This window comes from Pseudomonas sp. NFIX10 (assembly GCF_900111955.1).
Lineage (GTDB): Bacteria > Pseudomonadota > Gammaproteobacteria > Pseudomonadales > Pseudomonadaceae > Aquipseudomonas > Aquipseudomonas fluorescens_AA.
Genome location: NZ_FOKH01000041.1, coordinates 1 through 14,143, shown reverse-complemented (window position 1 = coordinate 14,143; position 14,143 = coordinate 1). Strand labels below are relative to the sequence as shown.

Annotated in this window: 10 protein-coding genes and 1 pseudogene; 5 read left to right on the top strand and 6 right to left on the bottom strand. The window is 63.1% G+C overall.

What is annotated here, in order from left to right; translation table 11 throughout:
* Positions 1 to 115: 115 nt before the first annotated feature.
* Together BM321_RS26910 and BM321_RS26905 are read left to right on the top strand one after the other, a co-directional pair.
* A complete protein-coding gene (locus BM321_RS26910) occupies positions 116 to 799 on the top strand; it encodes a murein L,D-transpeptidase catalytic domain family protein (RefSeq protein ID WP_060743207.1) in 684 nt (227 codons plus the stop codon).
* An 86-nt stretch (positions 800 to 885) separates the two neighbouring features.
* Positions 886 to 1,842, top strand: a complete 957-nt coding sequence (locus BM321_RS26905; RefSeq protein WP_092445907.1) for a class I SAM-dependent methyltransferase — start codon at positions 886 to 888, stop codon at positions 1,840 to 1,842.
* Here BM321_RS26905 and BM321_RS26900 read toward each other — a convergent pair.
* The 4 genes from BM321_RS26900 to BM321_RS26885 form a co-directional block, all read right to left on the bottom strand.
* Positions 1,811 to 6,934 (bottom strand): dermonecrotic toxin domain-containing protein, encoded by a 5,124-nt coding sequence (locus BM321_RS26900; RefSeq protein ID WP_092445905.1) that lies wholly within the window; start codon positions 6,932 to 6,934, stop codon positions 1,811 to 1,813. The two genes, BM321_RS26905 and BM321_RS26900, sit on opposite strands and share 32 nt — an antisense overlap.
* A 146-nt stretch (positions 6,935 to 7,080) precedes the next feature.
* Complete coding sequence (locus BM321_RS26895; protein ID WP_092445903.1) at positions 7,081 to 7,683, bottom strand: LysE family translocator; 603 nt, start codon at positions 7,681 to 7,683, stop codon at positions 7,081 to 7,083.
* 53 nt (positions 7,684 to 7,736) lie between these two features.
* Complete coding sequence (locus BM321_RS26890) at positions 7,737 to 8,573, bottom strand: AraC family transcriptional regulator (RefSeq protein ID WP_092445901.1); 837 nt, start codon at positions 8,571 to 8,573, stop codon at positions 7,737 to 7,739.
* A gap of 223 nt (positions 8,574 to 8,796) precedes the next feature.
* Positions 8,797 to 9,222 carry a GlcG/HbpS family heme-binding protein gene (locus tag BM321_RS26885; RefSeq protein WP_092445898.1) on the bottom strand — a complete coding sequence of 142 codons (426 nt, stop codon included), beginning with the start codon at positions 9,220 to 9,222 and terminating at the stop codon, positions 8,797 to 8,799.
* Between the two features lie 271 nt (positions 9,223 to 9,493).
* On the opposite strand from BM321_RS26885, the gene BM321_RS26880 reads away from it, so the two are divergent.
* Positions 9,494 to 10,579 (top strand): aromatic ring-hydroxylating oxygenase subunit alpha, encoded by a 1,086-nt coding sequence (locus BM321_RS26880; protein WP_092445896.1) that lies wholly within the window; start codon positions 9,494 to 9,496, stop codon positions 10,577 to 10,579.
* Positions 10,576 to 11,526, top strand: a complete 951-nt coding sequence (locus BM321_RS26875) for a PDR/VanB family oxidoreductase (protein WP_092445894.1) — start codon at positions 10,576 to 10,578, stop codon at positions 11,524 to 11,526. Before BM321_RS26880 ends, BM321_RS26875 begins: the two co-directional genes overlap by 4 nt.
* Positions 11,527 to 11,673: 147 nt before the next feature.
* Here the strand turns inward: BM321_RS26875 and BM321_RS26870 are convergent, their stop codons facing one another.
* Together BM321_RS26870 and BM321_RS26865 are read right to left on the bottom strand one after the other, a co-directional pair.
* Positions 11,674 to 12,387 (bottom strand): GntR family transcriptional regulator, encoded by a 714-nt coding sequence (locus BM321_RS26870; protein ID WP_003202123.1) that lies wholly within the window; start codon positions 12,385 to 12,387, stop codon positions 11,674 to 11,676.
* Positions 12,388 to 12,485: 98 nt separating this feature from the next.
* A complete protein-coding gene (locus BM321_RS26865) occupies positions 12,486 to 13,517 on the bottom strand; it encodes an Ldh family oxidoreductase (protein WP_092445892.1) in 1,032 nt (343 codons plus the stop codon).
* 329 nt (positions 13,518 to 13,846) lie between these two features.
* Between BM321_RS26865 and BM321_RS26855 the strand changes: the two are divergent.
* Positions 13,847 to 14,143: pseudogene (locus BM321_RS26855) on the top strand (IS3 family transposase); the annotation flags it as partial.

Sequence of the window (14,143 nt, the reverse complement as noted above, 5' to 3'; positions counted from 1 at the left end):
ACAGGTACGACCCGCCATCATGCAGACAAACGAAATCGGACGGGATGCCGCGAACGAACACCACGTTGGAACCCCTTCGCCTGTATCGGGCTTTTTGCGCCGATTCTGCCTGGTCATGCTGGGCCTGGGCATCATTTGCAGCCCGGCACTGGCTGAAAAAAAGGCAAAGTCGCAGACGCTTTACCACAGCCTCGCCCAGGCCGCGCCGGAACTCAATCCCCTGGCGCTCAAAAGTGCCTTGAGCGCCATGCAATGCGCGGTCGCCAATGGCGCCGGCCAGGCCCGTCACCTGGCGGTGATCGACTACTCGCAACCGTCCACGGCCCGGCGCCTGTGGATCTTCGACTTGCGCCAGAAAAAACTGGTGCTGCGCGACCTGGTGGCCCATGGGCAGAAATCCGGGGAAAACTTCGCCACGCAATTCTCCAATCGCCTGGGCAGCTACCAGTCGAGCCTGGGCCTGTTCCGTACCCAGGAAAGCTACCAGGGCACCCACGGCTATTCATTGCGCATGGACGGCCTGGAGCCGGGCTTCAATGACCAGGCCCGTGATCGCGCCATCGTGATCCATGCCGCCGACTACGTGAATCCGCTGTGGAGCGTGCGCCAGGGGCGTATCGGCCGCAGCCAGGGTTGCCCGGCCGTGCGCCCGCAAGTGGCGCGGCAAGTGATCGACAAGCTCAAGGGCGGCCAATTCATGTTTTCCTGGTACCCGGACCCGGGCTGGCTCAAGCGTTCGGCCTATCTCAACTGCCAGCCGCAACAGGTGGCGAGCATTCTGGCCACCAGCGGCGGCTGAACAGGCCGTCGCTGCGTAACTGAGCGGGAGCAAGCGGCCTCACCACAGGTTAAAATGCCGGCCTTTCGAATCGCTGGCCTTGCCTGATGACCCCTCAAGTTCTACATGACCTGCAGACCCATTTGCTGACAGCCCTGGCGTCCCCGCCGGAAGAAACCCGCCGTTTGTTCCATGGTCGCGGCCGTTGCTGGCCGGGGTTGGAGCAGATCACCGTCGACTGGCTGCAAGGGATTGTGCTGGTGTCGTTGTTCAAGGAACCGGAGGCGGCGCAGTTGGATGACCTGATGGCCATGCTGCTCGCTCTCGCCGCCTCGCCCGCCTGGAAAAACAGCGGCGCCCATACCCTCGCCGTGCAACACCGCTACCTGCCCCAGAGCCGCACCCAGTGGCTGGTGGGCGACCCCATCGACGAATGGACCCTGACCGAAGGTGGCCTGCGCTATCGGATCGACCTCGGCAAGAAACAGAACAACGGCCTGTTCCTCGACATGCGCTACGGTCGCGACTGGGTGCGGGCCAACGCCAATGGCAAGCGGGTACTGAACCTGTTCGCCTACACCTGCGGCTTCTCGGTGGCGGCCATCGCCGGCGGTGCGCGGCATGTGGTCAACCTGGACATGTCGCGGGCGGCCCTGAGCCGAGGCCGTGACAATCATCGCCTGAACGGCCATGACCTGGGCCAGGTGAGTTTCCTCGGCCATGACCTGTTCAAATCCTGGGGCAAGGTAATCAATAGCGGGCCGTACGACCTGGTGATCATCGACCCGCCGACCTTCCAGAAAGGCAGCTTCCTGCTGACCAAGGACTATCAGCGGGTCCTGCGCCGCCTGCCGGAACTGCTGACGGCCGACGGCACGGTCCTGGCCTGCAGCAATGACCCGGCCACCGGCCCGGACTTCCTCATCGACGGCGTCACCCGCGAAGCCCCCGGCCTGAGGTTCGAGCAGCGGCTGGCCAACCCACCGGAGTTTCCCGAGGCCGACCTTCAATGTGGCCTGAAGGCGCTGGTCTTCAAAGTGGTAGCACCGGCCACCATGCGGTAACCAGGCTCCTGGTCACCCGCCGCACCAGGGCCTCGACCTCCCGGCTCTTGACCGAGCGGTAGACGGCCATGGTACGGCGCAACTGATCCTCGTTGAGCGTCACCGGCTGGCCGCCCCTCCAATCCACATCGGCGACGGCTTCGAGCCCCGCGCGACGCCAGACGATCCGCTCGCCTTCGGTGACCGGCTCCAAGGGGCTGGGTAATCCGGGGTCCGGCGAAACCAGGTTGTCCAGCATGACCTGGGGCCAGCGGGACGGATCGATGGGCTCGCTGAAGGCATTCACCAGGTCGTCATCGACCGTCTCCCAGATCGCCAGTCCTTCGGGCCAGTCGCGGGACATCAACCCCAGGTAAGGTCGCCAGGTCATCTCGCCGGTACGTGGGGTTTGATCGTTGCTGTCGAAGGTATCCTGGGCGTCGCTGAGCCAATCGATGAACGCCTCCCGGCTCATTTGCGCCTGGCGTTGCACCGGATCGATAAAGCGGTCCATCAGCGCGAAGTCCCAAAGGGAGAGGTGTTCCGCCAGGAAACTCGCAAACGGCGCCCCGTTCCGGGCCAGTCGTGCACGCATCACCGACTCGAACATCGTGAAGTGCAGCTCCAGCTCGCCGATGTCTGGCTGCTCCCTGTCCTGGCTGCGGATTTGCAAACGTGTGCGCAGTTGGCGAAGTTGCACATCGAAATCGCCAATCAAGGTAGGCAGGCGGCCATAGACGTTTCCATAGCCGATAAAGTGCTGCAGAACCGCCCCGGCCCTCTGGCGAACGCCGAACGCCAGCCCGGCTGGGGAATCCTCGTCGGCTTCGCGGACGCGGCCAGAAAACCAATCGATGAAACCCCGCATCCCGGGATCGTCACGGGCGACCTCCAGTGCCCTTTGGAGCGAGGCAGAAATATAGAGCCACTCGTCGACGGTGTAGTGAAACGCCTCGGGAAACACATTGCGCAGGGCATTGATCTGGGCGCTGGGCAAGGGATTGTCGTCAAGCCAGACCCCAAGTGTGTCAAGGCTCGGCAAACGGTTGAGCGCAGGAAGCAGGTCATCCTGGATAGAGGTGATACGGTTGCCGCTGAGATCGACGACGAACGTATCGGAGATGAACACATCGGAATGCCTGGCCAGCACCGCCAATGCCAACGAGGGCACCCGATCCAGGCCGGTCCTGCCCAGCTCCAGCGTCATCAGGTTTGCAAGCTCGGGGAGTTCCGGCAGGTCCCGGCAGTTGTTTCCACTCAGGCGCAATTCCTGCAAAGCGGTGGCGCTGCGCAAGAAGGTGCTGCCCTCCTCGTCCAGCCGCAGGCCACAGCGCGCCAGGTTCAGCGCCCGCAGGTCGGGCAATGTGGCCGTCAGGGCCTGCAACTGCTCGGGCGTGAAATCCAGGTTGTCGGTCCAGATGACTTCACGCAGGGACGGTAGCGAAGCCAGGCTGCCAATGGCGGCAAGCACCTCGGCGTTGGTGCCCGAAGCCGCGCCACTGCTGATCCCGGACACGTCCAGGGTCCACAACGGGATCGAAGGATCATCGCCCAGCAGAGGGGCAAACACATCCGCGTTCAAGTGCAACGGGTTGCGAGCCAATGACAGATCCACCAGCGCCCGCAACTCACCTACCGCTACGGGGACGGTCGTGAGGTGATTGCCCCGCAGGTTCAGCGATTCGATGCCGGGGAACATGCGTAGGAAGTCTGAAGGATCTTCGACCAGCTCCAGGTTGGCCAGCACCAGTGATTCGATGTGCTCGAAACGAACCGGGATGGGGGGCAGCCGGCCGACGTTGAGGTTTTCTATCCGCAATACCAACTCTGCGCCCTCCCTGCCCGGGTCCGGCGAGCGCTGCCAGGCCCGGCGGATTTCCCTCGCAATGACCTGGCGCTGCGCGACCAGCGCCTCACGGTCCAGAACCTGTTCGGCGGGATGGTGAAAGCCTTCCTGGTCGCCCCATTGGCGCAGCCCCTCGTCCAAGGTGGTCCATTCGTGCTCCAGGCGGGTGATCACATCGTTGAGGCTGATGCCCTCGAGCCCGGCCTCTTCGGTCAGGCCAAGCTGCAGCCGTTCCAGTGCATTGCCCGCGTGGGCGGGATAGAGCCGCTCCAGGCGCTGACGCAAGCTGCCTTGCCACTCCTGCAACGGCAGCCGGCCACGGCCACTGAGCGGGTAAACCAGGTGTCCGTTCAGCCATTGCGGACGAGACCCGAGGCTGCCCAGGCGACGCATCGCCAAGTACGGACGCAGGGCTTGCCGGTCTTCCAGGGCCCGTGTCAGCAGTTGGCTGCGCAGCCGCTCCGCCTCCCAGATGTTCAGGCCCAGGGCGCTGCGAGCTTCGTCCGGCATGGCCCTTAGCAGCGCAGCCTCCAGGGCCACGGCGTTCGCCAGTTCTTCACCGGTTTCGTCGAAGGGGCGATACAGTTCGCCTTCCTGGCGGATGACTTTCAGCGGTCCGGCGTCCCCCAACTCGACCGGATCCGTCAGCTCGCGCAACCACAGCCGCAGGTGCAGACGCCCGCGGAGCCTGGGCATATCCGCCAGCAGGCCCATGATGACGCGATCCCGATCAACGCTGCTTTCGCCACGTTCCAGGGCGCGCAGCGCACGACTCAAGCGCAGCTCACGCAACGCTTCGGCCGCCTGCCTGCCGAGCTGCCCGGCCACCCGCCCCTCGAGCAAGCGCAGCCGGTCTTTGCCTGTCACGTCGCGAACGAGCTCGTTGGCGATGGATTCAGGCAAGCTCGGGAATGCCTGGACCAAGGGCACTGCCAGCGGATCGAGCCGAGTGGACCTGCCCATGGCCATCGTCACCCGCTTGGCGTCACGCTCCAGGCGTGCGGCCCAACGGCCGGCCAACAGGCGACTTCGCTCCAGCGGTTGCAAACCGATACTGCTTTGCCCCAGCAGTACGGTTTGCTCGTCGCTGCTCAGGCCTTCCAGGATGCGAGCGGCCCAGGCGTCATGGGCCAGGTCGGTTTTGGTCAGGAGGATGGAGCGGGTGTCGGCCGTATCGCCTACCGGGTACAGATTGATGCCATCGTGGTAGCGCAAGGTCATGTCTTCCGGCCAGCCCGGCAACTCCACGAGGGTCTGGACAATGCGAAAATGCGTTCCTTGCGGTGCTTCGCCACGGCGCAGGCGTTCGATGGTGTGCCGCACCCATTGCCAGTTCCGTGCCTCGTCCAGGGCGTCGGCCAATATGGCCGGCATCGGCCGCGCCTCCACTTGCAGGTAGCGCAGATGCGCTTCGCCGATACCGACCTGGCGTTGCACGGCCAGGATCGTAGGGTCGTCGAGTTCGACGGGCGTCTCGGGGAAGGTTCGCAACAGCTCCAGGCCACTTCGCTGCAAGGGGTTGCGGTGCGCCCACTGCCAGCCTCGCGTTCGGTTCCATTCCAGCGGCGGTGCAACGCCTCTATGCCCGGGAGGCAGGCGCAGATTCATGTTGTCCTGCGTACCTTGCACTTCGAAGTAACGATCCTCGATTCGCACCCAAGCCTCGTCCGCCGTGCGCCAGACACCCCAGGCGTCCTGCTCGGCGTCAACGGGAGGCAAGCGCTGTGCTTCAAAGGGGCGCATGTCGCCATTCCACAACCGGGTGGTGCCGTCAGCCACGGGCATGGGCTCGATGGCTGCGCCAATGAAGCCCAGGTAAGCGCCCTGGGCAACCCCGAACAACGCGTTGAAGATATGCTCGATACCTTCTTGCGCGTGACCTTCATTGAACGCCTGGATCCCTTCGAAGATTTCGTACACCAGACGCACCCCGCCCACCGCGGCGGCAACCATGCCCACCGGCGCGCAGAACGGGAAAAAGGTCGCGGCAACCATCAGCGAACGCTCGACCAGGCTTTCCCAGTATTCGAGGCGAGCCAGCAGCGCCCGCCAGTCCTGATCCCGGGTCGGGACCATCAATGCCGAGGCATTGGCCAAGGTATGACCACGCCATTCATGGTAGGTGGCGTGCCAGGGATCCTCGCGCAGGTCATCCAGGCCCCAGGCCACCTTGGGCGTGGGGATCCGAATGCGTCGAGGGTTGCCGTCCTCGCCTCGCTCGCCCTCGCGCCAACCAGTGATGCGGGCATGTATTTCCTGGAAGAGATTGGGGTTGTCCGTGACCTTCCACTCCACCTGATCGTGCAGGGCCGACCCCAGGCTGGCCTGTAGACGCAGCGGCAGATAACGCAACAGGGTCTGGCGGTAACTGCGTTTGCGGACTCGTTCGGTCAGCTCGGCCGACAGTGCCTGCAAGCTGGGAAACTGCTTGAGCGGTGCCACTGCGTCATGGGGCATGTGCAACACGATCGGGCGAACACCCTTGGCATCCCCTGCCAGCCCCCAGTACACCCGGGCGCCGAACAACGGCGCGGACAGCAACGCCAGGGCCTTGACCTCGCAGGCCAGCGGCGCCACGGGCCGATCTTCCAACTGGACGCCGACGTGGGCCAACAAGCGCTCACCGGTGTGGTCCAGACGTCCATCCAGCTTCGCCTCGTAGGCGTCATAGGCGAGCTGGCTGCGTGCATAGGCCATGTAGGCCGTGGCGACGATGGGCACCTGATGGCCGATACGCGGCAGCCGCCATTCGAGCGAGCGCCGATAAGCCCCGCCCACATCCACACTGCGACACAGGCGGGCAAAACTGGCCGGAGTCATGGGCAGCGGCGTGGTGTCCGTCGGGGCGCCCCAACGATAGAACTCCCCGGGCTTGCCCTTGATGAAAAGCTCGCCTTTTCGATCGAACACGCTGCCGGTGACTGCATCGTCGGGAGGATAGTTGCGCATGGCCGCCTCGACGACCGATAGCGAGGGATCCGTGATGAACGAGCTGCGCCGGACCCTTGCCCGACGTAGCGCATCCGCGACATCGCCGCGGCCGTTGACCTGGCTCCAGCCTTGCACCTGCGGCTGCACCTTGAGTAGATCGAGGGTAAAGGCATAGGGCGTGGGCAGGTCCTTGAGCAATGCGTTGAGGGCATCGCTGTCGCGCTGCAGTTGTCGGGTGAGCACCCTGAAGCGCTCCTGCTGGGGCCGTGGGGCTCGTTTCAGCCAGGCGGGCAGCCTGGCCTGGATAAACTCGACATGGGTATCGAGGGTAGACATGGTGGACCTCCATCCTTGGGGGCGATTGGGTATTCGACAGGTGACGTACGCTTGACCTGCACGAACCCGATGCTCCAAGAAATGGCTGTCTTTTGAAACTGTCCAACCGTTGCAAGGGGTTGCGCGGCGCGGGGCCTGGCAAACGGCTACACCACCAGCGTCAACCACGCCGACGCCAGCAACAACACCGCCATGCTGCGATTGAAGCGTCCCATCGCCACGGCTGAGCGACAGAACCTGGCGGCCCCCAGGCCCAGGTAGGCCCAGACGGTCATGCAGGGAATGGAGATCGCGAAAAATGCCAGGGACAACCAAAGGACCCGGATCGTCCGGTCGGCCTCGGCGCCGGCAAACACGCTGACCACCGCCAGCGCCATCATCCAGGTCTTGGGGTTCACCAATTGCAACCCGGCGGCCCCCGCCAGGCCCAGTCGCGGGCCCTCAACCGGCCGGTCCGGGTCAATGGCCTGGGCCGGGGCGCTGAAAATCTGCCAGGCCATCCAGCTCAACCAGGCAATGCCGGCCCATGAAAGCACGGTCTGCAGCGTGGCGTGGCGCGCCAGCACGTCGCCCAATCCGGTGCCCACCAGCAACACCAGCAAAGCCGCCGCGGCGCAGGCCCCCAGAATGATCGGCAAGGTGGTGGCCAAGCCAAAGCGCGAGCTATGGCTCAGCACCAGAATATTGGTCGGGCCCGGGGTGATGGAGGCGACAAAGGCGAACAAGGCAAACGGCAGCAACTGGTCCATGGAGCAACTTCTCGGTGAATGATCGTCACTCGATCATCCCCACGAAGGCCCGCTCAGTCTGGAACAATTGAGCAGCGCTTGCGGTAGTCCGCCGGGCTCAGGCGATAGGCACGCTGGAACCAGCGCCCCAAGTGGCTCTGGTCGGCAAAACCGAGCATGGCCGCCACCGTCCCGGCGCTCTCGCCAGAGGCCAGCAAACGCCGGGCGCGGGACAGGCGCAATTGGATCAGATAGGCATGGGGGGCCAGGCCGAAAGCAGCCTTGAATGCACGGCTCAGGCGAAAACGATCCACACCGGTGACTCGCGCCAGGTCGTCCAGACCGATGTCGTCGCTCAGGTGGCTGTGCAGATAATCCCGGGCCTGCTGCGCCACCAATGGCAACCGCGGATCCGGGTTGATCCGCGCCCGCCAGTGCAGGTGTTGGGTCAGGTTGGCCAACAAGGTATCGAGGGCCGTCTGGCGCACGATGCGGATTTCCTGCTCATGCAGGCTCTGGAAGGCCAAGGCCGTGGCACTCGCCAGCCGCGCATCGTCGGTCAGGGTGGCGGCGAATCCCAATTGGGCGTTGTCCGGCGCCCCGTCGAACAAGGAACGCAACTCACGCTCCAGCCATTGCGGTTCCAGGTACAACGTGCGGTAGGTAAAGCCGTGGTCGTGGGGCGCGTTGCCGTCATGCAACTCGCCGGGCTCGAGCAGGAACACCTTGCCCGGCGTGCTGTTGTGCTGCTGGCGGCGGCAATGGAACTGCTGCACACCCTGCTCGGTCACGCCCACCAGGTAGGTGTCATGCCAATGGGGATCATAGGCATGCCCCTCGAAATGCGCACGCACGGTCTCGATACCGGACGTGGCGTCCTGCTTGAGATCGATCCAGTTGCGCGCCGTCATGCCTGTCCCGTTTTAACGAATGTGCTCTTGGCAGATTAACTGCTGATGAGAGGTGTGTCTGGAAGATTTGTGCAAACCCTGTGAGGAGCGGGCTTGCTCGCGAAGGCGTTCAGTCTGTACACACACGGATCGACTGACCTACCGCTATCGCGAGCAAGCTCGCTCCCACAGTTTCTTGTGGTGCTCACAAGAAAATTCCCCTTCCCACAGGTTTATGGCCGTCTCAGGCATCCGGGGTGATCGCTGGCAGCACCGCCTCCACCGCCAGCCGCGCCAATTCCGCATCCTGCTCGGCCTTGACCCCGGACACCCCGATAGCGCCGACGCACTGGCCCTCGTGGTGGATGGTCACCCCGCCTTCAAGCATGCCCTGCAGGTGCGGAGCGCTGAGAAACGCGTAGCGACCCCCATTGATCATGTCTTCGAAAACCTTGCTGTCGCGCCGGCCCATGGCGGCCGTGCGGGCTTTTTCGGTAGCGATATAGGCCGATAACGGCGAGGCATCGTCCAGGCGCAACAGCCCGAGGGGATGGCCACCGTCGTCCACCACGCAGACCGAAACGGCCCATTGGCGCTGGTGCGCCAGTTCCTTGGCCGCCACCAGCAATTGCGCGACGTCCTGCTCAGTCAGTACCGCTTTGGTCTTCATGAATCACTCCGTGTTGTGTAGCAGCAACCCCGCAAGACAATCAGACACCCGCCCGGCAGGTCCAGGAATACTTCGTTCTGCGAACAATAGCGCACCCGCGGCCGTTCAATGAAGCCCCGGGTGCCAGCGACCTGCGATCGTCCATCGACCCACCAATGGATCCACTAAACAAGCCAATCATCCATTTATCCCGTAAAACCGTTGACAATTAAATTAGTTAAGGGAGTTAATGGATCCACAGACAAGAACAACATCCGCCTGGAGATCCGTCATGTACCCCAAAAACGCCTGGTACGTTGCCTGCACCCCCGATGAAATCGCCGACAAACCCCTGGGCCGGCAGATTTGCGGTGAAAAGATGGTTTTTTACCGGGGGCATGAAGGTAAGGTCACGGCCGTGGAAGACTTCTGCCCCCATCGCGGCGCCCCGCTGTCCCTGGGCTACGTCGAAAACGGCAACCTGGTGTGCGGCTATCACGGCTTGGTGATGGGCGGTGATGGCAAGACCGTCGAGATGCCGGGGCAACGGGTACGGGGATTCCCCTGCAACAAGACCTTTGCGGTGCGGGAACGGTATGGCTTCATCTGGGTCTGGCCCGGTGACCAGGCGCTGGCCGACCCGGCACTGATCCATCATCTGGAATGGGCTGAAAGCGATGAATGGGCCTACGGTGGCGGCCTGTTCCATATCCAGTGCGACTATCGTCTGATGATCGACAACCTGATGGACCTGACCCACGAAACCTACGTCCATGCCTCGAGCATCGGCCAGAAGGAAATCGACGAGGCGCCGCCAGTGACTACCGTCGAAGGCGATGAAGTGGTCACCGCCCGCCATATGGAAAACATCATGGCTCCGCCCTTCTGGCGCATGGCCCTGCGCGGCAACAACCTGGCCGACGACGTACCGGTGGACCGCTGGCAGATCTGCCGCTTCACCCCGCCCAGCCATGTGCTGATCGAAGTGGGCGTGGCCCATGCCGGCAAAGGCGGTTATCACGCCGCGCCACAATTCAAGGCGTCGAGCATCGTGGTGGATTTCATCACACCGGAAACCGAGACCTCGATCTGGTATTTCTGGGGCATGGCCCGGCACTTCCAGCCGCAGGATGAAGCACTCACCGCGTCCATTCGCGAAGGCCAAGGCAAGATTTTCAGCGAGGACCTGGAAATGCTCGAACGCCAGCAGCGCAACCTGCTGGACCACCCGCAGCGCAACTTGCTCAAGCTCAACATCGATGCGGGCGGCGTACAGTCCCGGCGGGTGCTGGAGCGCTGGATCGCACGGGAGCGCGAGCCTCAAGCCGGCTTGATCGCCAGCAGCCAGCAGCCACAGCTGGCGGAGCAACGGCCATGATCGAAGTCCAGGTCACGGCGCGACACCGCGAAGCCCTCGATATCTGCAGCTACGAGCTGACCCGCGTCGACGGCGAGCCGTTGCCGGCCTTCACCGCCGGCGCCCATATCGATGTGCACTTGCCCGACGGGCTGATTCGCCAGTACTCGCTGTGCAATCATCCCGAGGAACGGCATCGCTACCTCATCGGCGTGCTCAAGGACCCGGCGTCCCGCGGTGGTTCGCTCAGCCTGCATGAGCGGATCCAGCCAGGCATGCGCTTGCACATCAGCGAACCACGCAACCTGTTCTCCCTTGCTCCCCATGCCCGGCGCAGCCTGCTGTTTGCCGGAGGCATCGGTATTACGCCGATCCTGTGCATGGCCGAGCACCTGGCCCAGAGCGGTGCAGCGTTCGAGCTGCATTACTGCGCCCGCTCCCGAGACCGTGCTGCCTTTGTCGAGCGCCTGCGCCAGGCCCCGTACGCTGACCGGGTGTTTCTGCATTTCGATGAAGAACCAGAAACCCTGCTGGACGCCGCCAGGGTGCTGGCCGCACCCGATAACGACCTGCACCTCTACGTGTGTGGGCCCGGTGGTTTCATGCAGCACATCCTCGACACCGCCAAGGGCCAGGGTTGGCAGGAAGACCGCCTGCACCGCGAATACTTCGCCGCCGCCCCTACCGACACCCGTGCCGACGGCAGCTTTTCAGTCAAGCTCGCCCGCACTGGCCAGGTGTTCGAGGTGCCGGCGGACCGCAGCGTGGTACAGGTGCTGGAGAGCCATGGCATCGAGATCCCGATCTCCTGCGAACAAGGCGTGTGCGGCACTTGCCTGACCCGCGTGCTGGAAGGCGTGCCGGAGCATCGGGACATGTTCCTGACCGAGGCTGAACAGGCCTGCAACGACCAGTTCACACCGTGCTGCTCCAGGTCGAAAACCCCGGTGCTGGTGCTGGATCTCTAACGCCGAATACTGTGGGAGCGAGCCTGCTCACGATGGCGCCGCCTCTGCGGCATGGATGGCGACTGACACACCGCTATCGCGAGCAAGCTCGCTCCCACAAGGGATCTGGGCAAGAGGAAATTCTGACGTTACCTGCGACCGGGCGAGTTACTCCGAACGCAAAATCACCGTCATCCGCTCGTCAGCCAGCGTCGAGCCGAACACTTCGGCGTAACGCAGGGTCGCATTGGCATGCTCACGCATGATCGCCTCGGCACGGCCGCTCTGGCGATTGATCAGAGCGTCGAACACCGAATGGTGTTGCATGTGGGCATAGTTGAAGCGGCGAAACTCGCCGGCCATGTTCTGGCGATCCACCGCCAAGGCGGTGACTGAAGCGAAAGGCAGATGATCGTTGCGAGCCAGGGCGTCGGCAATCGCCGGGTTGTGGCTGCCTTCGACGATCACCTGATGAAAGCGCATGTTGAGGTCGTGATAGACCTCCAGGTCATCCTCGGTCACATAACCTTTGGCGAACAGTTCATCCCCCTGCACCAGGCATTGCTCGAGTATCGCGCGCGCTTCTTCAGACAAACCATGCTCGGCCGTCTGCCGTGCCGCCAGGCCCTCCAGCACGCCACGTACCTCCACAGCCCCGGCGATTTGCTCGGCACTGACCGAACGCACCTGAAAACCTCGCCCGCCAAAGCGCACCAGCAGCCCTTCCTGCTCCAGGGTGCGGAACGCCATGCGCACCGGCATGCGCGACACGCCGAACAACTCAGCGGTGGGAATTTCCATCAAGCGCTCGCCAGCGGCCAGCTCACCCGAGGCGATCATCTTGCGCAGCGCAACCAGCACCGTTTGGCCGGGCTTACTCATCCAGGCGATTCCAGAGAAAAGAAGCCCTCATAGTAGAAGGCTTGGCGCAACGTGTCACGGCGAGGCACGGGGGCGAGGCCTTGATAAAAGCCGGTGGTTCAAATGCCCGCCAGTTCCCGCAACTGCGCCAAAGCCTGCTCATCCAGGATAATCCCCTGCTCATTGGCCTTGCTGCGCTCGCGGTGTCGACGGTCTCCCGGCAACCGCCGCAGCCCGACGCCATGCATCTGCCTGACCAGTTCCCGGCTGCGTTCGGCGAAGTCTTGCCCGGCGGACTTGCTGGGGTCGATCACGATCAACAACTGGCCAGTCCACGGCGTCTTGGCGCCCGGATGATTGTTCCAGTCGAATTCGAATGAGAAGTTACCCCCGGTCAGGGCCGCCGCCAGCAGCTCGACCATCATCGACAACGCCGAGCCCTTATGCCCACCAAACGGCAGCAGCGCTCCGCCTTCGAGAATCGCCTTGGGGTCGCGGGTCGGTTGGCCGAGGCTGTCCACGCCCATGCCCGGCGGCAACAACTCCCCCTTGCGTGCCGCAATCTGTACGTCACCGTGGGCGATGGCGCTGGTGGCCAGATCGAAGACAATCGGCTCGCCGTCGGCCCGTGGCGCGGCGAAGGCAATGGGATTGGTGCCGAACAGTGGACGATCCGCGCCATGGGGCACCACACACGTCATGCTGTTGACCACGCTCAACGCCACCAGGCCTTCGTAGGCAAACGGCTCGACATCCGGCCAGAGCGCCGCGAAGTGATGGGAGTTGCGAATAGCCAGGACGGCGATACCGGCGCTGCGGGCCTTTTCCACCAGCAATGGCCGCGCGGCAGCCAGCGCTGGCTGGGCAAAGCCATTACCGGCATCCACCGCGACGAACCCTGACGCCACGTCTTCGACCACCGGCACGGCCTTGCCGTTGACCCAGCCGCTGTTCAGCGTCGAGACATAACCGGGGATGCGGAACACCCCATGGCTATGGGCACCATCGCGTTCGGCCCCGGCGCAGTTTTCAGCCAAGCACCGGGCGACTTCGGTCGACGTGCCATGACGCAGGAAAATCTTCTCCAGCAAGCTCACCAGAGCATCGAAGGACAGGGTGCAAGAAGCGGCATGATCGGATGGTGCAGACATCTGAAGCTCCGGAATGATTGTTGGAGGTAGCAACAGCGTGAAGGACCCGCCGGTGATTAAACACTGTTTCAGGCGCGCACTGTCAATCCTTCCCCACTGCCGATCAAAGAAGCCCGCGACCTTCATCCATGAAGTCTCCCATCAGCTGTTCGATACTCTCGATATCATCTATCTGGACGCGGTACTGCCATTCCTCGACTTGATTTCAACAGCGACTTATCTCGGGCAAGTGCAATACGCCAAGCAAAAAGGGCGTTGATCTTTTTTTCACGCACCTGTCCCGTCCTGAATAAGGTTTACACCTTCTGATCCGTTTTCAGGAGGGCGTAATGAAATCAGCAAAAAGGCGTAGTCAGCGCGACTACACGCTGACCTTTAAATTATCGGTTGTTGATCAGGTCGAAAAAGGCGAGCTGAGTTATAAAGAGGCTCAGGAGCGCTACGGGATTCAAGGCAAAACGACCGTTCTGACGTGGTTACGCAAGCACGGTCGACAGGATTGGAGCCCAGGCACATACATTGGCTCGCCGAGGATGGGGTCTATGCCCGACAAAAACCGACCATTAACGCCAGAGCAACGTATCAAAGAGCTTGAAGAGCAGTTAGCTCTGTCCAATCAGAAAGCG